The following is an 18,865-nucleotide window of genomic DNA, read 5'->3' as shown; positions in this document are numbered from 1 at the left end:
ACGCAGACTGTTGTTATAAGAACTTTCCTGATCTGCAAACTCCCTTTGATCCGCGGGAAAATAACTGTTACGAATGCTTTTTTGCTGCAGCGCATGATCTCCCGCTGATTTGACATGATTAACGCATATTGTTGTTTACGAACTGTCTTTATCCGTTTGATCCGCGAAAAAAAATTCGACTAATGCTTCGTATTAATCTGGATAAACTGCCCTTTCTGATCCATTTTCAGATCCATAATCATATCGGGATTTAATTGATCAATCGCTTCTTTACTCACTTTATTTCCGTTCAGGTAATAACCCATACTGGTGACCGAAGATTCTTTTGCACTAGGTTTATCTTTTAATGCTTCGCTGTTCTCTTTGGTATTGACAGTAGATTTCATGATAAAAACGGCTGTAACTTTTTTTCCTTTGGTACCTGCAACATTTCCAAAGCCACCTTTTGCCTGTTCAGCGAGCATAATCTGTTCAATTCTTTCATTAACTGGAACTGAATCTGTAAAGTTGAACTGTTTGACCAAAATTCGTTTGTTTGAGCTACCGTCTGTTTTAAAATGGAATTTAAAATTGTCAACCTTTTTTTGAATCGCGGCCACTACATCTTGCTGTGCGGAATCCAAACCATTACTATTCTGTTTCAGAACGAAGGTAAATCTGGCAGCGGTATCTGTTTTAGGCACCACCCGCGACATAACCTGCCTTTTTTTATTAATTTTTGATTTTATTCCGGCTTCCACAACAGGCTCAGGCTTCTGATGCGGCATCACATTAACTACCGCTTTGGTTAAAGGCGATAAACTTTTCTCTACCGCTTTTTTATCAATGGTAAAGGCAAGTGAAATGCACAGCAAAACCGGTAAAGCAAGCATATAGCGTGTTAAATTTAATTTTGATGACCGTTTGGCATTCATCATCATGATCCTCTTTTTAAGATCAGACAAGCTGAAATTATTCACAATGGTAACTGAAGCCTGTAGGTTACCTACATCCAGCAAACTATACTGATAAGCTTTTTTATCTATTCCTTTTTTTAGAATGCGGGCATCGGTAATAAACTCAAGGTTTTCGCGCACGGCCTTTTTCATCAGCCAAACGCCGGGATTGAACCAGTAAAAAACCACGCAAATTTCGGCCAGAATAATATCAACTGTATGCCATTGCTCCACATGAACTTTCTCGTGGGCCAATATATTGGGAAGATCTTCCTGCTTATGAAGTCCCGGATTGATATAAATGGTTTGCCAGAAACTAAAAGGACTTACCTCATCCGCTAAAATCCTTACCTGATACTGATTTAACTTATCGGGCGAAGAATTTTGATGCATGCGGTACAACGAAATAAACTGCACCAGTAACCGCAATGCCATAAGCAACAGGCCAACATAAAAGCATATCGTAAGCACCTGCCACAATAGAGGAACGGCATCCTGTTTTACCAGCTGGCTTACCTGTTGGTTCAGCCCGGGAACAAAGGTAGGCACAGATTGATGTCCGGCCAAAAAATCAGTCAGGTTAATAAAAGGATAAACAGAAGAAAAAATAATCCCAAACAAAAGAAATGTCCTGTTGAGAGAATAGAATGTTAACCTCCGCAACACCAGGTAATAAGTGGCCGAAAACAAAATCAGCACGAGGTTAATTTTAAACAAAATGAGAAAGAAATGTGGCATAGCCTCTACTTTTCAGGGTGCTCAATTAAATTGATGATCTCTTTAAGTTCTTCGGCACTGATCTTTTTATCCTTAGCAAAAAAAGCAACCAGCTCTTTGTACGAACTTTGAAAATAATTATTAACAAAACCGCTCATAAAACGCTTTTTATACTCTATTTCTTTAACCTTTGCACTGTAGCGGTTCGCATTTGCAAAACGTTCGCTTACCAGATATCCTTTACGTTCAAGATTTTTGATAGTCGATGCCAAAGTGGTATATGGTGGTTTAGGTTCTGGCAGCACATCCATAAAATCTTTAATAAAGCCTTTTCCAACCTGCCAAACAGCCAGCATCGCTTCTTCTTCCTGCAATGTTAATTTTTCCATACTTACGAATATATCGTAAATATACGAAAACATCTTAAATAATAAAGACCTTAATCTGCTTAGGTCAAGGTCTTTATTTATAATAACGAGTGAATGTTTTTTTCTTCTTCGGCCTTCGACTCAGGAATTCTGACTCCCGACTAAAGACTACTTAGCGCTTCTTTTTTCGGCCTGTAATAATGTTTGATCTATAACTTTTCGCATTTGTACGGCAGCATCCAACAATTTGGGATTACCATCAAAATCGCCGTAAATCACAACATGTTTTGTTTTTTCCTTGTATTTAAACAAAATATCGTAACGTGGCACTGCCATGGATTTTTCACTTTTCCTACCTATGGTATCCGGAAAATTCCAAAGTCCGATTTCATTAGCTTTACTGTGCATGTAAAGAATATCGTCGTTTTTTAAAAAGATTTTTTTCCTAACTACCGAATCGGCCCCGGTTACATACTGATACTCGCCAGTGGCTGAGTTATAGTGATTTTCTAAGGTATCTTTAATGCCCCATTTGTATTCCATTGATACAAAATCCTTTTTCCGGAAGGGTGCATTCTGGATAATCGGTTTATAATAAATGTAACAGTAAATGATCATCGGAACGATAATCGTAATGGCTAAGAATATTTTTTTTCCTCTACTTGACACTTTTTATTGAATTTTGAATGATTGAATTTTGAATTAGCGCATTATTAAATAACTGAAAGCTTAAAAAGACTCTGGACTAAAGACTACCTACTCCTTCAACTCCCCTTCCCATTTACTTACTACAGCCGTTGCAATACTGTTCCCCACCACATTGGTTGCCGAACGACCCATATCCAATAGCGGATCAATACCGATTAACAACGCCAAACCTGCTTCAGGAATATTAAAACTGGCAATGGTACCAGCGATTACAACCAATGATGCTCTTGGTACGCCTGCAATTCCTTTACTGGTTAACATCAAAATCAAAAGCATCGAAATTTGTTGTTCAAAACTTAAATGAATGCCATAAGCCTGGGCTATAAATAACGAAGCAAAGGTCATATACATCATTGATCCATCTAAATTGAATGAATAACCCAAAGGCAGCACGAAGCTTACAATTTTATCCTTGCAGCCGAAACGCTCCAAAAGCATCATGGTTTTGGGATAGGCTGCTTCGCTGCTAGCCGTACTAAAAGCTAAAAGGGCAGGCTCTTTCATATCGTTTACCAAACGGAAAATCCGTTTTTTCAATATCAGGAACCCCAGAAAGATCAATACTCCCCACAAAATGATTAAACCAAAGTAAAATTCGCCAATAAAAATGGCATAAGTATTCAGCACACTTAAACCCTGTTTGGCAATAATAGCCGTCATGGCTCCAAATACGGCAAGCGGGGCAAAGTTCATTACATAGCCTGTCATCTTCAGGATCACGTGCGCAATGGCATCAAACGCTTTGATTACAATCTGTCCCATATCACCAATAGCTGCTGTAGCCACCCCAAAAAACAAAGAGAATACTACAATCTGTAAAATCTCATTGGTAGCCATTGATTCGGCAATACTTTTCGGAAATACATGCGCTATAAAATCCTTAACACTCATGGCTGCCTTCTGGATCCCGGTATCAACCAGATGATCGGGCAATGATAACTTCATGTGCTTACCAGGTTCAAACAAATTTACCAGGATCATCCCTAACACAAGCGACATTAACGACATGGTTAAAAACCAACCCAATGTTTTACCTCCTATACGGCCAACAGCTTTGATATCGCCTACTTTTGCTACTCCAACAACCAGTGTAGTAAATACTAACGGGGCAACAATCATTTTAATCAGGCGTAGAAAAATATCACTTAACAAGGTGAAAAACTCCAGTTTTTTCTCCCTGATGGTCTCGTTTTCTTTTTTGATCTTAGCGGCAGCCTTTTTATCTGCTTTAAGCTGGGTATAAACCGCGCTCGTGGTATCAGTTGATTTTGCAATATTAACTTCTATGCTTTTAACCCTGGCATCAGCATTCAGTATGTTCTGGTTGTAAACATTAATAGCATTTACGTTTAAAAAATACCCCAATGCAATTCCTGCAATCAGCGCTATAAAAATAAAAAGCGTGAGTCTGTTTTTCTTCATGAATAAAAAAGTTTGTGGCAACTTAATTCGGTAAAACTACGATATTTACGGCTTGTAACCAATTTTGATATCAGGAGGCTTCAAAAATATATTATTTTGGAATTCCTGTGTAACAAAAAATGTGTATCAACATCTAAAACGCAACGACAGCCCCTAAATGGAACAAAAAGACAAGTTATTCAAGCAGATCTTCGATTCGAATTCCAAAAAAATATTCCATTTATGTTATGGTTATACCGGCGATACTGACGCCGCAAATGATCTTCTACAGGAAACTTTTTTAAAGGTCTGGCAAAATCTCGATAAATTCCGCAATAAATCTTTGATTTCAACGTGGATTTATCGTATCGCGGTAAATACCTGTTTAACTTACCTGAGATCGGAAAAGAGACAGGCAAAAGATGAGTTAACGGATAACATTATCGAAAATAAAGTGGAAGAATTTTCGGAGAAAAACGAACAGGTAGCCTTGCTTTATAAATGTATTTCTAAACTTGAAGAGAATGACCGTTTAATTATTACCATGGTACTGGATGAACTGCCATATCACGAAATTGCCGACATTTCGGGTATTAGTGAAGGCAACTTAAGGGTAAAAATTCATCGCATTAAACAAAAATTAACAGAATTATATAGCCAGTATGCAAGCGTTTGATCAAATACAGGAGTTGTGGCAAAAACATGAGGTAGAAGTTAAGGTTTCTGCTGACGAAATGTTGCAACAAGCGAAGAAAGAAGTAAATGGATTAAAGCTGAAATCGGCCTTAAATATTGGGGGTATGCTGCTGTCTTTCATCGCCATTGCTGCCCTATGGATATTTTTCCATTTCGAATCGTGGACCACGCACGTAGGGATCAGCATTACCATTATTGCCATTGGTGTGTATACCTTAATCCTTTACCGGGATTACCGTTTAATTGCCAAAAATGATTTCACCGCCCATCCGAATGAATTTTTAAACACCTTAAAAACCTATCAGTTAAATCGTTACAAACTATACAACTCACTTTACTGGTTTTATGCTATAGCCCTTTCCTTAGGTTTAATATTTTATTTTGTAGAAATACTGGCATACTTTAGCACCATACAGAAAGTGGTTGCCATTGGTTTAACAGCATTGTGGATTATTTTCTGCTCAACCATTTTACGCAAAGCTGTAATAAAAAGAGAAAAAGAGCGGATTGCCTTGCTAATCGAAAAATTCGAGCGTATTAGCGGCCAGATTTCTACTCCCGAATAATTTTAGGCACGGTTTTTTCGTAGTAAAATTTGACACACAAATCCTGATGATTTGATTGGCCTGAATGGCAATGAAAAATCAGGCTGTGATACCGTTAAAAAAATTATGGCATTGAAAAAACTGATCATTCCGATATTATTATTGCTGTTACTGCCTTTCTCTTTTGCTTTTAAACAGGATTTTACCCAGCCCGTAAAACTGAACTGGGAAACTTATTTTAAAGGCAAAGCTGATGAACGTTCGCCATTTATTGCCTTAACGGCAATGACCTGGGAATATAGTTACAACAGTACCATATATCGAAACCGTGTAGTGATTAAGCTTAAAAATGAAGTGCGGATTGATAAAAACCGTTCCTGGGTGAAGTGGGATAAGATTAAAGATCCTGAAGTAAGGGCGAGCTTATTGCACCACGAACAGGGACATGTAAATATTCAATACATTTTGCTCTCTGAAGCTGAAAGGGTGCTAAAAAACCGGAATTATTCCGTTAGCAACTATAAAGCCCAGATAGCCGAACTGGCCAACCAGATCAGCAGTTATTTCGATACCATGCAACGTAATTACGATGAGGAAACCGAACATGGCAGCAACCATAAAATGCAGGCCCGCTGGGACCGGATTATTGAAGATAAAATGGAGGAATCGAGAACGGCTACATTAGCGCTGCAGAAATAATAATTTCGGGATAAATATAATGGCCCCAACCGCTAAAGCTAAACCCGCAGCAACCAAAACCGCAGCAGCGGCCAGGTCTTTTACGATTTTAATTTTAGGATGAAAACCCGGCGAAACCACATCAGCAAGCTTTTCAATGCCAGCATTTAAAATTTCGGCAACAATAACGGCCGAAATAACCCCCAAAATGGAGATCCATTCTAAAGCAGAAAGTTTAAGGTAAAAAGAAAGGCCAATAGCAATAACTGCTGCAAAAAGATGAATTCTCCCATTATGATCATTAATAAAAAAGAGTTTTAAGCCCTGAAAAGCATATTTAAAACTTTTAAGTCGATTGATAATGGAAAATTTTTCGTTGTTCATTTTTTATTAAAATCCGTCATCCTGAATTCAGTTCAGGATCCGATGATATAATAGATGCTGAAACAAGTTCAGCATGACAATTATTATAGTGTTCGTCATCCGATAGCTATCCGATCTCGCGCATGCGGGAATCTTAAAAACACTTGCATTAAGATTCCCAATCAAGTTGGGAATGACGATCTCTAGAGGGACACTATCTACTTAAAATTTATCTGTCAATCACATTGATTTTATACAATAAATTATTCTTCAAGAGGATATAGTGCATGATGTGTCATCTCCTTAGCATAGCGGAGTGGAGAGATCTAAGTCAAGGAAGATTTCTCAACTACGCTGCACTTCGCTCGAAATGACGGATACATCGATACCCTTACTTCACCTCGCTCGTCGAAAAACTATTACCGCTTAACCTGTACTGGTAAGTTTTGGTGATGGTTTTAGTACTATCTCCGCTATCCTTTACAGGAAACGAACGAAAAAGGTCGCCATTTTTGATAAAAAATTTATCATCACCTCTATAACCTTTCTTTTGATTTGCGTTTAAAGAAGGAAAACTGATTTTATTAAAATCGCCGCCCGCATATTCAAATACATTGAGATCGGAAACTGTTTTTTTACTCACCAGCTGTATATATAATTCCGGATTTCCATCATTATCCAAATCCATATTCCAGGCATCAGTAATAATACCTTTGCGATCAACAGCTGCCGACCGGTAATGATTATGGATCGAATCAGACATTAACATCTGGTAACCGCCAATAGAATCGACACCTTTACCCCAGCTTAAGATTTCAAAATTTAATCCGGGTTTTACTTCAATATCCTTATAAAAACGAAAAGGATTTTGCACTTTTACGGTTTCAGTTCTGATTTCTTTAGGCTTCTCTTCGCTGCATGCTAAACAAAACAGCATCCCCGTAATGCACAGGAGATGCTGTAATGTATATTTCTGTAATTTCATTTTAGTTTGGGATATTTTGGTTGTCCCAAATTAAGGATTTTAGCCTATCAAAGCAATTTATTTTTATTTCTTCGCCTCTGCTTTAACTTCAGGGGCACCGTTATTTAAAACCGTTTCGGTAGTTACACTTCTTCTACCGCTTGGGGCAATAACAATGGTTTTTAAAACCCTCTTCTCGCCTTTCGGAACCGTAATTTTTACAGGACCGTTGTATAAAAAAGCGTTTTCCGAAGGGCGCGATAGATCAATTGAATAATAAATCTTGCTTCCTAAAACCGGTGCTTTTAAATCAATGGTAAATTCACCGCCCGTTAAAGGTTGATCACTTAGGCCAATTGGAGTTGGTACCCAAAAGTTGATCCCCATTTTATCCAGGCGGGCCAAATGCACCGGTAAGCGCTCTTCGCTAAAGTTTTTTAAATCTTTGCGCTCAAGCGGCGACCACGCAATTTCTGCTAAAGCCAATAGGCGTGGGAAAGCATGATTTTCAGCTTTTGCAGTAGTTTTAATATACTCTGTCCACATATTGGCCTGTACGCCTTTAATATATTTTCGCTGATCGGCAGTAAGCACTTTTGGAATCGGATCATAAGCATATATTTTTTGGTACGGCGCAAAACCACCAATGGTAACCGGCTCATCAGGAGAATTAGATTGTTTGTGATCGATATACAAACCCATTGAACCCGGTGTCATGATTACATCATGGTTTTGTTGTGCCGCAGCAATACCGCCGTCTTCACCCCTCCAGCTCATTACTGTAGCATTTGGCGCCAAACCTCCTTCTAAAATCTCATCCCAGCCAATAATAGAACGGCCTCTGCCATTTACATGTTTCTCTATTGTCTGAATAAAATAGCTTTGTAATTCATGCTCGTCCTTCAAGCCTTTTTCTTTCATTAAAGCCTGGCAAAACGGCGATTCTTTCCAATAGGTTTTTGGCGCTTCATCGCCACCGATATGGATATATTTTGAAGGAAAAATATCGATTACTTCATCAAGGATATTATTCAGCATGGTAAAAGTATTGGCCGATGGGACGAAAATATCATCAAAAACACCCCAGGTTTGCTGTACTTGCTTGCCTTTTCGACTACCTGCCCAAGGCGTTTTATCGCTGATAAAAGTATCGCGATCAGGGAAACAGCTCAATTCCGGGTATGAAGCAATAGCGGCAGATGCATGACCGGGCAATTCAATTTCGGGGATTACGGTGATGTATTTAGCAGCAGCGTATTTAACAATTTCTTTGGCTTCTTCCTGTGTGTAGAAACCTTTCACCGGCGTCAGGTAATTTCCATTACCCGGATAATTGCCTATGATGGTACCATTACGCGATGAACCGATTTCGGTGAGTTTAGGGTATTTTTTTATTTCCAATCTCCAGCCCTGATCATCAGTTAAATGCCAGTGAAAAGTATTGATTTTATAATAAGCCAGCTGATCAATATATTTTTTGATAAAAGAAACCGGAAAAAAATGACGACTTACGTCGAGCATTGTTCCACGATAGGCAAAACGTGGATAGTCATTGATACTAACCGCAGGAATGGTAATTTTATCGGCAGCTTTATCTGGCATCATCTGCATAGCCGATTGAACGGCATAAAACAACCCCGCACCTTTTCCGGTTAAAACAATCTGTTTCGGGGTAACTTTAATGGTATATCCTTCAGCTGGCAATTGATCCGCACCTACAGAAGTTAAAATAATGGCCTTTTGGTTAGGTTGGGTAATTTTAGTTTCGCGCAGGGCGAAGCCTGCCTTGTTCACCACAAAAGCATTTAATAAATCAGCCATCTTTGCTCCATCAATGCTTTGATTGACTAAAACTGTGGTTTTATCCAATTCAAAACTTCCGCTTGCCCTCGTAATGGCTACCGGTGCAGGTATAATGCCCATATTAGGATCGCGCTGCGCAAATGCACCTGTACTGATTAATACTCCAATAAAAACCGATAATGCTTTGTTCATTTTTTGTATTGATTTATAGCTTAAACTAATTATTTGAACCAAGATAGAGATTATGGAGAAATTACAAATCCCACATTCTTGTTACAATACAGATCAACCGTTTGACTGCACTGCAAAAGAACATAAATTCTTAGCATGAAGAAGTTGTTATATGGATTTTAAGAAAGCCGGAAACCTGGATTGCTTAGCAAAGCCAAATTTATGTAGTGATATTGCCAAGGGACAGATCTCTTCATTTCGCTGAATTTTCGTAGATAATGACTACTTTTTTGTCAAACGTAGGAGAACTGATTAAAAACCTCGCTATTAAACATGAATAGCAGCAGGAACCTTAGTACTTAAACCTGATCCGATCGCTATCGGATGTAATGGAAACACGCAAACGAGGTACGAGTGCGGAGTTGTAATAAAAAGCAGGACGAACTTTAAAAAGCACTACTGCAATTGCTTTCCAAAAACATTAAAAAAGATAACTTTACCGATAGGTCTCTCCATTTCACTGCGTTCCAGTCTAGATGACGATTCTATCTTAGGTTTAGGTAATATGGCCAGCTGAACTATTTTGAGGCAGCCATTATAAAAAAGAGAAACCATTACTGATTTCTCTTTATTAAAATATTTTGAAATTACGCTTAAGCTTCTACGGGATGCTCTTTAGCAGCCAAATACCTTTCGGCATCAAGTGCAGCCATACAACCAGAACCTGCAGCGGTTACTGCTTGTCTGTAATACATGTCCTGCACATCACCACAAGCAAACACACCTTCGATATTGGTTAAAGTAGAACCTGGTTTAGTGGTTAAATAACCCGTCTCATCCATATCAAGTTGTCCTTTAAAAATATCTGTGTTCGGTTTATGGCCAATAGCCACAAAGAAACCTTCAACAGCAATATCAGATTCAACACCTGTTTTGTTATTGATTACTTTTACTGCTGTTACATTTTTACCGTTACCCAAAATTTCCTGCGTTTCGGTATTGTAGTGTACAATAATGTTAGGAGTAGCTAACACGCGGCTAACCATTGCTTTTGATGCCCTGAATTCATCGCGGCGAACCAGCAAATGCACTGTTTTACAAAGTTTGGCTAAGTAAGTTGCTTCTTCTGCAGCGGTATCGCCGGCACCTACAATGGCTACATCCTGACCTTTGAAGAAGAAACCATCGCAAACGGCACAGGCAGAAACACCGAAGCCATTGTATTGTTGCTCGCTCGGTAAACCCAACCATTTTGCCGTAGCACCGGTTGCAATAATTACAGTATCAGCAGTAATGGTTTTAATTTCGTCAACTACTACTTTATGAGGGGTTGAAGAGAAATCTACAGAGCTTACATAACCGAAACGGATATCGGTTCCGAAACGTTCGGCTTGCTTACGGAAATCTTCCATCATTTCGGGCCCCATAATTCCTTGCGGGTAGCCAGGGAAATTTTCTACATCTGTAGTTTGAGTAAGCTGTCCGCCAGCTTGCATACCAGTATACATGATTGGTTTTAAATCAGCTCTGGCAGCGTAAATTGCAGCAGTATAACCTGCAGGACCTGAACCTATAATTAAACACTGAACGTGTTCGTTTTCTTGTGACATTATATAATATGTTTGAAATTCATTAATCGTAGCGCAAATTTAATGCTTTAAATAATTGTTAACAAGCGCACATTGTCAACATAGTTTACTTATTAACATGTTGTTTGATAGCAAAGCCAACGGCTTTAAACCAAATACCAAGTTGTTAAATAAGATCTAAACATTTAAATAATTCCACGCGCTGTTGTTAGACTAATTGCTTTCAGCAAAAAATTCTGGAGTTAAATAAAATATAGTATCAATAAAATATAAAATTCCATCTTTTGACAATACGTTTTCATCATGTAAATCTTCCAAAAGAATACCCAAACTGCGGTTTACATAGTCATGGTTTCGGTTATTCTCGAATAAATTATAAGATAAAAACTGTTTAACTACATTCAAATCAGCAACTTCTGTTGATTTAATAAATTCTTGCTTAATTACGGCATAGAGTATTTCGTTAATAACTTTAAAACCCAATAATTCGTAAGCGGAAGATTTAAAAAAATAATTGTGAATAAGCAAACTATTAAAGTAATCAAACCAAGATTCATAAAATATTGAATCATTAATTTTAATTACATGAAAATCATCATAATAATAGACTCTTTGCTCTGCTCCGGCGCTAATAAATTTATCTTCAGAAATTTCGGCCGAATAAAATAGATTTTCTTTTAGGGCAAAGTTAATCAGATTGACTTTTTCTTCACTTTTGAAATGCTTTTGTTCTTTAGATCTGAGGCCTGTTTTCTCATTTCTTCTAAGGAAATTTTGCACTTTTTTGAGTTGGCTTGTTGAGCCAATTGATCCATCTCCAATAATGATATTTTGTAATTCATTTTTAATATTCTTCATTAAAATGGTGTGTACAAAGATACTAATAAAATTCTAATCATACTTCTAGCATTGATTCTTCTTACCGCTATCATCTTCAAAGAAGTTATCGCATTTTAAGTCTGAATTACTCCGACACTAAATTTTTTGGTAATCGGTGATTGATTGGCTGCCTCAATGCCCATCGAAATGACCTTTCTGGTTTCAAGTGGATCGATAATGCCGTCAACCCAAAGTCGCGATGCAGCATAGTAAGGCGTAGTCTGGCTATCATATTTATCGGTTATCTCTTTCAACAGCTCAGCTTGTTTTTCTGGCGTAATTACTTCGCCTTTAGCTTTTAAAGATGCTTCCTGAATTTGCAAAAGGGTTTTAGCGGCCTGTGAGCCTCCCATCACGGCAATTTTTGCGGTAGGCCATGCGTAAATTAAACGCGGGTCATAGGCTTTACCACACATGGCATAGTTACCGGCACCATAAGAATTGCCCAACACGATTGTAAATTTAGGCACTACCGAATTGGCAACAGCATTAACCATTTTGGCTCCGTCTTTAATGATACCGCCATGTTCAGAGCGACTGCCTACCATAAAACCAGTCACATCCTGCAGAAAAACCAAAGGGATTTTTTTCTGGTTACAATTCATGATAAAACGGCTTGCCTTATCGGCACTATCGGAATAGATTACCCCTCCGAACTGCATCTCCCCTTTTTTCGATTTCACCACTTTACGCTGATTGGCCACAATACCTACGGCCCAGCCATCAATACGGCCTAAACCACAAACAATACTTTGTCCGTAGCCTTTCTTATATTCTTCGAATTCGGATCCATCAACCAAGCGGTTAATAATATCCATCATTTCGTAAGGTTTATCTCGGTTTTCGGGGAAAATGCCGTACAATTCCTCTTCTTTTTCTTTTGGTTTAACTGGGGTAATACGATCGAAACCAGCAATTTGAGGAGCACCCAGCATACTCATGATGTTTTTAATGCTATCTAAACAGGCCTGATCGTTGGGATGTTTGTAATCGGTAACACCTGAAATTTCGCAGTGTGTAGTTGCACCGCCTAACGTTTCGTTATCTACTTCTTCGCCTATGGCCGATTTAACGAGATAAGACCCCGCTAAAAATACCGAGCCGGTTTTATCTATAATCATGGCTTCATCGCTCATAATGGGTAAATAGGCACCTCCTGCAACACAAGCCCCCATAATGGCCGAAATCTGTACAATACCTTCTGAAGACATGATGGCATTGTTACGGAACATCCTGCCGAAATGCTCTTTATCGGGAAAAATTTCATCTTGCATGGGCAGGTAAACACCAGCACTGTCAACCAAATAAATTACCGGCAAGCGGTTTTCCATGGCAATTTCTTGTGCACGCAGGTTCTTCTTGGCTGTCATCGGGAACCAGGCACCTGCTTTTACGGTCGCATCATTAGCCACAATCATACATTGCCGGCCACTCACATAACCAATGCCACACACCACGCCAGCCGAAGGGCATCCCCCCTGCTCGGCGTACATGCCATCAGCAGTAAAGGCTCCGACTTCTAAAAAATCAGAATCTTTATCAATTAAATAGGCAATCCGCTCACGGGCCAGCAGCTTACCCTTTTCTTTTTGTTTTGCAGCATTTTTTTCGCCACCGCCCTGGTATACTTTTTTAAGTCTGGTTTTCAGTTCGTACACCAACTGCTTATTTACATCCTCATTTTTATTGAATTCGATATTCATGGAGGCAATTTAAATTTAATTTTAGAAAAATGGTATTGACCAAAATGGTTTCTGGTCTAGCACCTGGTTTAACTACAAAGGACGCCATTTTTTTAACTGCAAAGAATACGTGAAGTGTTTTAAACACAAAGATCAAAGAGATAAAAGTACAGAGGAAACAGAGTTGAGTTTAGCATCTTAGTATTTTCTGTGCTTTGGTCGCTTTTTAACCGCAAAATACATTAGTGTTTTAACACAGAGATCACAAAGAAAAAGCACAGAGGTCACAAAGTTGAGTTAAGCATCTTCCGTGTTTTCCGTACTTCCGTGGCTTTTTTAACCGCAAAATACATTAGTGTTTTAACACAGAGAGCAAAAGGGTATATATGTACATTTTGAAACGCTAAGTTTTAATCACAGAAATTACTAGAAAAGACCCTAAGAATAAAAAAGCTATTATGGCCCGGACCACTTTGTGTAAAACTCCGTGTGCTCTGTGGTAAATTGTCTTGTTTATTCTTGATAAACCACACCATTAATCTTGATTTTCTGGTATTGTTCGGCCCAGCCTTTACCTTTTATATATTTTACCTGTGTGGGGTGGCCTTTTAAATTCGGATGATAAATCGGATCAAACGAGAAAGTGATTTCATGATCTGATTTTTGAACTACAGTTACTTCGTTATCATTTTCATCTTTTTCACCTGTGGTGAAAAACTTATCGCCTTTCTTTGCAGAAAAATCTGCTCTGGTGTATGTTTTCAAAGGACTATCGGGATAGCCCTCGATCAATCTGTTATGCTCATCTATCCTTAAGTAGACGGTGCTGACTGCATCGCCTCCTACCAAAGAATAGAACTTATAAAAAAGCTTGTTATTAATCCGAACGCTATCCTGAATTTCGGTATAGGATTGCGCATTCATGTACCATAAATTACCAATCTGCATCGGTAAATAGGAATCAGCTGCCAATTGCTGCTCTTTATTGGTTTGACAGGACAGGATAATCAGGCTAATAAAAATGTAGCCCAGGGATTTCTTGCTTTGGATCATAAGCGAATCTGTTTCTTATTTAACCATTAAATATAAACAATCCGCTCCGCAATCAATAATTAGCTTATAAAATGATACAAGAAAACGACCTCTCCGCTAAATGCAGGTTTTTTCTGGCCTTCAATTTCCATTTCGATAGCCATATTAACTTTGGTTACACCACGGAGATTGATAATTGAAGCCAGTTTAGCTTTTAATCTTACCTTACTGTTTACGGTTACGGCCTGTGCAAACCTTAAACTTTCTATCCCATAATTGATCTCCATTTTTAAGTTCTGGATATCAACAATTTCTTTCCAGAGATACGGGATTAACGAAAGCGTTAAATAACCATGCGCTATAGTTGCCTTAAAGGGGCCTTCATTTTGTGCTCTTTCTTCATCAACATGAATCCACTGATGATCTAATGTGGCATCTGCAAATTTGTTAATCTGATCTTGCGTAATGGTATGCCACGAAGAAACTCCTAATTCTTTTCCCAGGTATTGTTCAAATTCTGCGTGCGAGGTGATAATTTGCATTTGTTATGTATGTTTGGCGCCAGGCGTTTTGCGTATGGCGGATTGATAATTTCTTAGTCTTACTTGATGCTCCCTAATTGATACTTCTACTCGATACTTCTCCTAACTCAAATTTCTTTCTCTGAACCAGACCTCATCTGGAATAGCTGAAAAATCATCCATTTTATTAATTAAAGTTTCGGCTTTAGCTTCATTAAATACTAAATCCCGATTGGCTGGCTTCAGAAATTTACTTTTCACCATCATATCCATTTGGGCAAACAAGGGATCGTAAAAACCATCCACATTCAATACACCGATCGGTTTATGGTGCAGACCGAGCTGTAACCAGGTTAATACTTCAAAAAATTCCTCCAATGTACCAAATCCACCAGGTAATATTATAAAACCATCGCTCAAATCAGCCATTTTCTGTTTTCGCTGGTGCATATTTTCGGTCACCAGCATTTCTGTCAAACCCTGGTGTCCAACTTCCTTATCCATTAAAAATTGAGGAATTACCCCTGTAACCAGGCCGCCCAATTCCAGCACATCATTGGCTATTAGTCCCATTACACCAACACTTCCTCCTCCATAAACCAATCTGATCTGTTGTTTTACCAGTGTTTCTGCCAACTGCTTTATTGCATCACGCAAAGTTGCATCCCCATTAAAGTTTGAGCCGCAGTACACACAAACGGAATTAAGCTTATTCATTCATTAAAAAATTTACCGAAGTTAAGATTTTATCTGCTTTCCATAAATTTTTATTCTGCACAACTTTTAGCAGCATGTAAAATATTAAGTTGCTATCAGATTTTTTTTTAAAGACCATTGGTTTTGCTAAATAAAGCTGTTTGGAGAGAAAACCCTTACAGCAGCGAGAACTCGAAACGGAAAGCAGGACCGACTTTAACATGAAATACTGCCATCGCTTTTCAAACCACATTGAGCACTCAAATAGTTAAGCAGTTATTTATTCCAATAAAAAAGGAGTGGCATTACACCAGTCCCTGCTAACCAAATATAAGAGAGAAAAAATTAATTAGAATGCATAACGGATTGTTCCACCGTAAGTTCTCGGATCGCCCAATACACCGGCGTATAAACCGGAGTTTCCTGCTGCAGCCTGTAACTGCTCATAATAATTTTTATTGGCGATGTTTCTGCTCCAAACAAACAACGAAAACTTATCGGATTTGAAGCCCAGCCTGGCATTAAATAGAGCGTAACCTTTAACAACCAGTACGCTTGATGGGGTAGGATTTGAAGAATATTCTGAACGGTAACTCGCATCACCGGCGATGAAATAGCGTCCCGCTCTGGTGGACAGATTACCAGGTGTACTCAGCTCTGAACCGCCTGAGATATTCCATTTAGAGATACCAGGCAACCTACCGCCGGAAGCATCTTTAAAGGCAACCTGGGTAGCCAAGCCGTTGATCACCTCGGTATGTCCGGTTTCTTCTAATGGTAGCGGTGCATTGGTAAATCTTACGTATTTACCATCAAGATAGGCCAGGGCAGCATTTAAAGTTAAAAAACGTTCCAGTTGATAAGTACCGTCTATTTCCAGGCCTTTTACCCTCACCTTTTCGGCATTTGATAAATAACCTCTGTTTACGCCCAGCTGTGGCGATTGCACATTGGTCTGATAATCTTTAATGTCCGTATTAAATAAACTGATATTGACAATGGCACCTTTGAGCGGCTTCGTTTTCGCACCGAGCTCATAATGCTGAACGTATTCCGGTTTAACAATAGCTACAGATAAATCTGCTGCTCCTGTTGAGGTAGTTGGCAAACCGCCTACGTTAACACCCACCGGTTTGTAAGCGGTAGAAAAAGTTCCGTAAACATTTAAGTTATGGCTTGGGCGATAAGAAACGGTGAAGTTACCAGATAAATTGTTGTTATCTACCTTAGTAGAGAACTGCTGATTGGCATATACGGCTGCTTTGAGTGCTAATAATGTCGCATCGGTAGTTTGTAAACCTCCATACGTTACCCGATCATAATCAACATCTTTTTTATCATAGGTATACCTTAAACCTGGCAATACATGCAGGTTTTTTAAAACTTCCCAGTCAACCTGCGCAAAAACTGCCGCACTTAACGATTTAATAACAGAGTTGGTTTTAATACCAAAACCGTCCAATAAACCCGGTGTGGAGTATAAAGCCTGACTACCGGTATTGCTGGTTTGTACAAAACGCCATTGATCTTTACCTACTTCTTCTGTTTGTGCCAAACCTTTTAAATTCTGACCCAGAAAATAAACGCCCACTACCCCACTTAATTTCTCGGTAATATTGCCTGCGTACCTGACTTCCTGAGAGTATTGATCGTGGCGGGAATTGCCCTGCGATTTGGTCAATGCTGCCACCTCAGAAAAATCCCTGTCGTTGGTGGGATCCCAGTTCCAGAATCGCCAGGCCGTAGTTGATGTAAGTGTTCCATTCCCAATTTTATAATCAACATTTAACGAGATCCCGCCGATGGATTGGTTATGTCTCCAGGGCGTATTGGTATTGATTTCTCTTGAAAAAGGATCTATTTTAGGTTGTTGATAGCCTAAATCAGAAATAATTCTGGCATATTGGCGGTACGCACTTCTTTCGGTTGTAGTAACGCCGGCAATTACCAATGGGTAACCTGCCGGATGCTGAATGCTTACATCGCCACTTAACAACACCTGCAATTTTTCGGAAGGGGTATAATATAACTGACTTTTCAGTCCGAGGTTGTTCTGTCCGCTATACCTGCGTTCTTCCCTGGTATTCCAGATGGTACCATCACGTTGCGTACCCGAAATTGAAATCTTTGCAGCAAGATCTTTCGCCAGTGCGCCAGAAACTGATGTTTTGGCCTGAATAAAATTATAATTCCCCACACTCAATTCTATTTTTGCGCTCGGTGTTAAAGTGGGTTTGCTCGTGTTGATGTTAAAAGCACCAGCCGTGGTATTTTTGCCAAATAAGGTACCTTGAGGACCACGTAAAATTTCGATCTGATCAATATCAAGAAAATCGGTAGAAGTAGCGGCCGGGCGGGCATGATAAACGCCGTCTACATAAAAACCTACGCCAGGATCGATACCATCATTGGTTAAACCAAAGGTAGAACCTAAACCTCTGATGTTCAAGGTGGTGTTCCTCGCATTCGAGGCGTACAACTGTACCGAAGGCACCAATTCCTTTAAACGGTTCACGTTAAAAGCACCTGCATTTTCGGCTGAACGTCCACCAATAACAGTAATTGGGATCGGTACATCCTGTAAAACCTCCGAACGCCTTCTGGAAGTTACCACAATTTCATCAAGCAATGCATTTTCTACCAAAACCAATTCTATTGGCGTATCTTCAATTTTAAGTATCTGAAAATCCTGTGGTTTATAACCTACAGCGCTGACCTGAAGGTAGAAAGGTGTTTCCTGTTTTACATTGATGCTAAAAGCGCCGTTTTCATCGGCTACCACACCCTGGTTAGTTCCCCTTACCTTTATCGTTGCGTTGGGAATAGTAGTACCGTTGGTTGTTTTAATAACTCCGGTAACCGGACTTTGGGCAAAAGCAAATCCCGCCGAGATTAAAAATGAAAATAAAAAAAGTAAAATTTTGTTCATAATGGTGTGAATGGTTTGTTTAAGCATTATTGATTAATGATGTACTTGCGATTGTGTGATTACTAATCTCAGAAGGCTACAACAGCTATGCGAACACGTTTTTTGATTGATTTCCATATTATTATATAAAATCTATAGATTTAGTAGGCAAATATATTAAAAAATATCAAATGCCAAATTTTATTTCG

The 18,865-nt window shown here is 38.9% G+C and carries 17 protein-coding genes; 3 read left to right on the top strand and 14 right to left on the bottom strand.

Annotated elements, in window-relative coordinates; genetic code table 11:
- Positions 1-179 precede the first annotated feature (179 nt).
- From DV942_RS23125 to DV942_RS23110, 4 genes are all read right to left on the bottom strand, one after another.
- Positions 180-1,673, bottom strand: a complete 1,494-nt coding sequence (locus DV942_RS23125; RefSeq protein ID WP_145861437.1) for a M56 family metallopeptidase — start codon at positions 1,671-1,673, stop codon at positions 180-182.
- Between the two features lie 5 nt (positions 1,674-1,678).
- Positions 1,679-2,041 carry a BlaI/MecI/CopY family transcriptional regulator gene (locus DV942_RS23120; protein ID WP_090987357.1) on the bottom strand — a complete coding sequence of 121 codons (363 nt, stop codon included), beginning with the start codon at positions 2,039-2,041 and terminating at the stop codon, positions 1,679-1,681.
- 147 nt (positions 2,042-2,188) lie between these two features.
- Positions 2,189-2,689 (bottom strand): hypothetical protein, encoded by a 501-nt coding sequence (locus tag DV942_RS23115; RefSeq protein WP_145861435.1) that lies wholly within the window; start codon positions 2,687-2,689, stop codon positions 2,189-2,191.
- Between the two features lie 87 nt (positions 2,690-2,776).
- Entirely contained in the window at positions 2,777-4,150 is a 1,374-nt protein-coding gene (locus tag DV942_RS23110) for a dicarboxylate/amino acid:cation symporter (protein WP_145861433.1), read from the bottom strand.
- A gap of 157 nt (positions 4,151-4,307) precedes the next feature.
- On the opposite strand from DV942_RS23110, the gene DV942_RS23105 reads away from it, so the two are divergent.
- The 3 genes from DV942_RS23105 (at position 4,308) to DV942_RS23095 (ending at position 6,069) form a co-directional block, all read left to right on the top strand.
- Positions 4,308-4,805 (top strand): RNA polymerase sigma factor, encoded by a 498-nt coding sequence (locus DV942_RS23105; protein WP_039476083.1) that lies wholly within the window; start codon positions 4,308-4,310, stop codon positions 4,803-4,805.
- Positions 4,792-5,391: a hypothetical protein gene (locus tag DV942_RS23100; protein ID WP_145861431.1), complete on the top strand. Its 600-nt coding sequence runs from the start codon at positions 4,792-4,794 to the stop codon at positions 5,389-5,391. Before DV942_RS23105 ends, DV942_RS23100 begins: the two co-directional genes overlap by 14 nt.
- Before the next feature lie 105 nt (positions 5,392-5,496).
- Positions 5,497-6,069 carry a DUF922 domain-containing protein gene (locus DV942_RS23095; protein ID WP_145861428.1) on the top strand — a complete coding sequence of 191 codons (573 nt, stop codon included), beginning with the start codon at positions 5,497-5,499 and terminating at the stop codon, positions 6,067-6,069.
- Here the strand turns inward: DV942_RS23095 and DV942_RS23090 are convergent.
- From DV942_RS23090 to DV942_RS23045, 10 genes are all read right to left on the bottom strand, one after another.
- Entirely contained in the window at positions 6,052-6,432 is a 381-nt protein-coding gene (locus tag DV942_RS23090) for a diacylglycerol kinase family protein (RefSeq protein ID WP_145861426.1), read from the bottom strand. The two genes, DV942_RS23095 and DV942_RS23090, sit on opposite strands and share 18 nt — an antisense overlap.
- 370 nt (positions 6,433-6,802) lie before the next feature.
- Positions 6,803-7,396 carry a hypothetical protein gene (locus tag DV942_RS23085; protein WP_145861425.1) on the bottom strand — a complete coding sequence of 198 codons (594 nt, stop codon included), beginning with the start codon at positions 7,394-7,396 and terminating at the stop codon, positions 6,803-6,805.
- A 63-nt stretch (positions 7,397-7,459) separates the two neighbouring features.
- On the bottom strand, positions 7,460-9,370 hold the full coding sequence (locus DV942_RS23080; protein WP_145861423.1) for a beta-N-acetylhexosaminidase: 1,911 nt from the start codon (positions 9,368-9,370) through the stop codon (positions 7,460-7,462).
- Positions 9,371-10,002: 632 nt separating this feature from the next.
- Complete coding sequence (gene trxB, locus DV942_RS23075; protein WP_090987376.1) at positions 10,003-10,959, bottom strand: thioredoxin-disulfide reductase; 957 nt, start codon at positions 10,957-10,959, stop codon at positions 10,003-10,005.
- A 192-nt stretch (positions 10,960-11,151) separates the two neighbouring features.
- The gene (locus DV942_RS23070; RefSeq protein ID WP_222431137.1) at positions 11,152-11,796 is read right to left on the bottom strand and encodes a putative polyvalent protein kinase domain-containing protein; all 645 of its coding nucleotides are present in this window, start codon (positions 11,794-11,796) and stop codon (positions 11,152-11,154) included.
- Positions 11,797-11,891: 95 nt separating this feature from the next.
- Positions 11,892-13,520, bottom strand: coding sequence for an acyl-CoA carboxylase subunit beta (locus DV942_RS23065; RefSeq protein ID WP_145861420.1), 1,629 nt, complete (start codon positions 13,518-13,520; stop codon positions 11,892-11,894).
- 492 nt (positions 13,521-14,012) lie between these two features.
- Positions 14,013-14,552, bottom strand: a complete 540-nt coding sequence (locus DV942_RS23060) for a hypothetical protein (RefSeq protein ID WP_145861418.1) — start codon at positions 14,550-14,552, stop codon at positions 14,013-14,015.
- Between the two features lie 59 nt (positions 14,553-14,611).
- A complete protein-coding gene (locus tag DV942_RS23055) occupies positions 14,612-15,073 on the bottom strand; it encodes a MaoC family dehydratase (protein WP_145861416.1) in 462 nt (153 codons plus the stop codon).
- Positions 15,074-15,175: 102 nt separating this feature from the next.
- Complete coding sequence (locus DV942_RS23050; RefSeq protein WP_145861414.1) at positions 15,176-15,769, bottom strand: LOG family protein; 594 nt, start codon at positions 15,767-15,769, stop codon at positions 15,176-15,178.
- A gap of 328 nt (positions 15,770-16,097) precedes the next feature.
- Positions 16,098-18,677 carry a TonB-dependent receptor gene (locus DV942_RS23045; RefSeq protein WP_145861412.1) on the bottom strand — a complete coding sequence of 860 codons (2,580 nt, stop codon included), beginning with the start codon at positions 18,675-18,677 and terminating at the stop codon, positions 16,098-16,100.
- Between the last annotated feature and the right edge of the window lie 188 nt (positions 18,678-18,865).

Source organism: Pedobacter suwonensis (assembly GCF_007833675.1).
GTDB classification, from domain to species: domain Bacteria; phylum Bacteroidota; class Bacteroidia; order Sphingobacteriales; family Sphingobacteriaceae; genus Pedobacter; species Pedobacter suwonensis.
The sequence above is the reverse complement of the archived record's forward strand: the minus strand, read 5'-3'. Positions and strand labels throughout refer to the sequence as shown.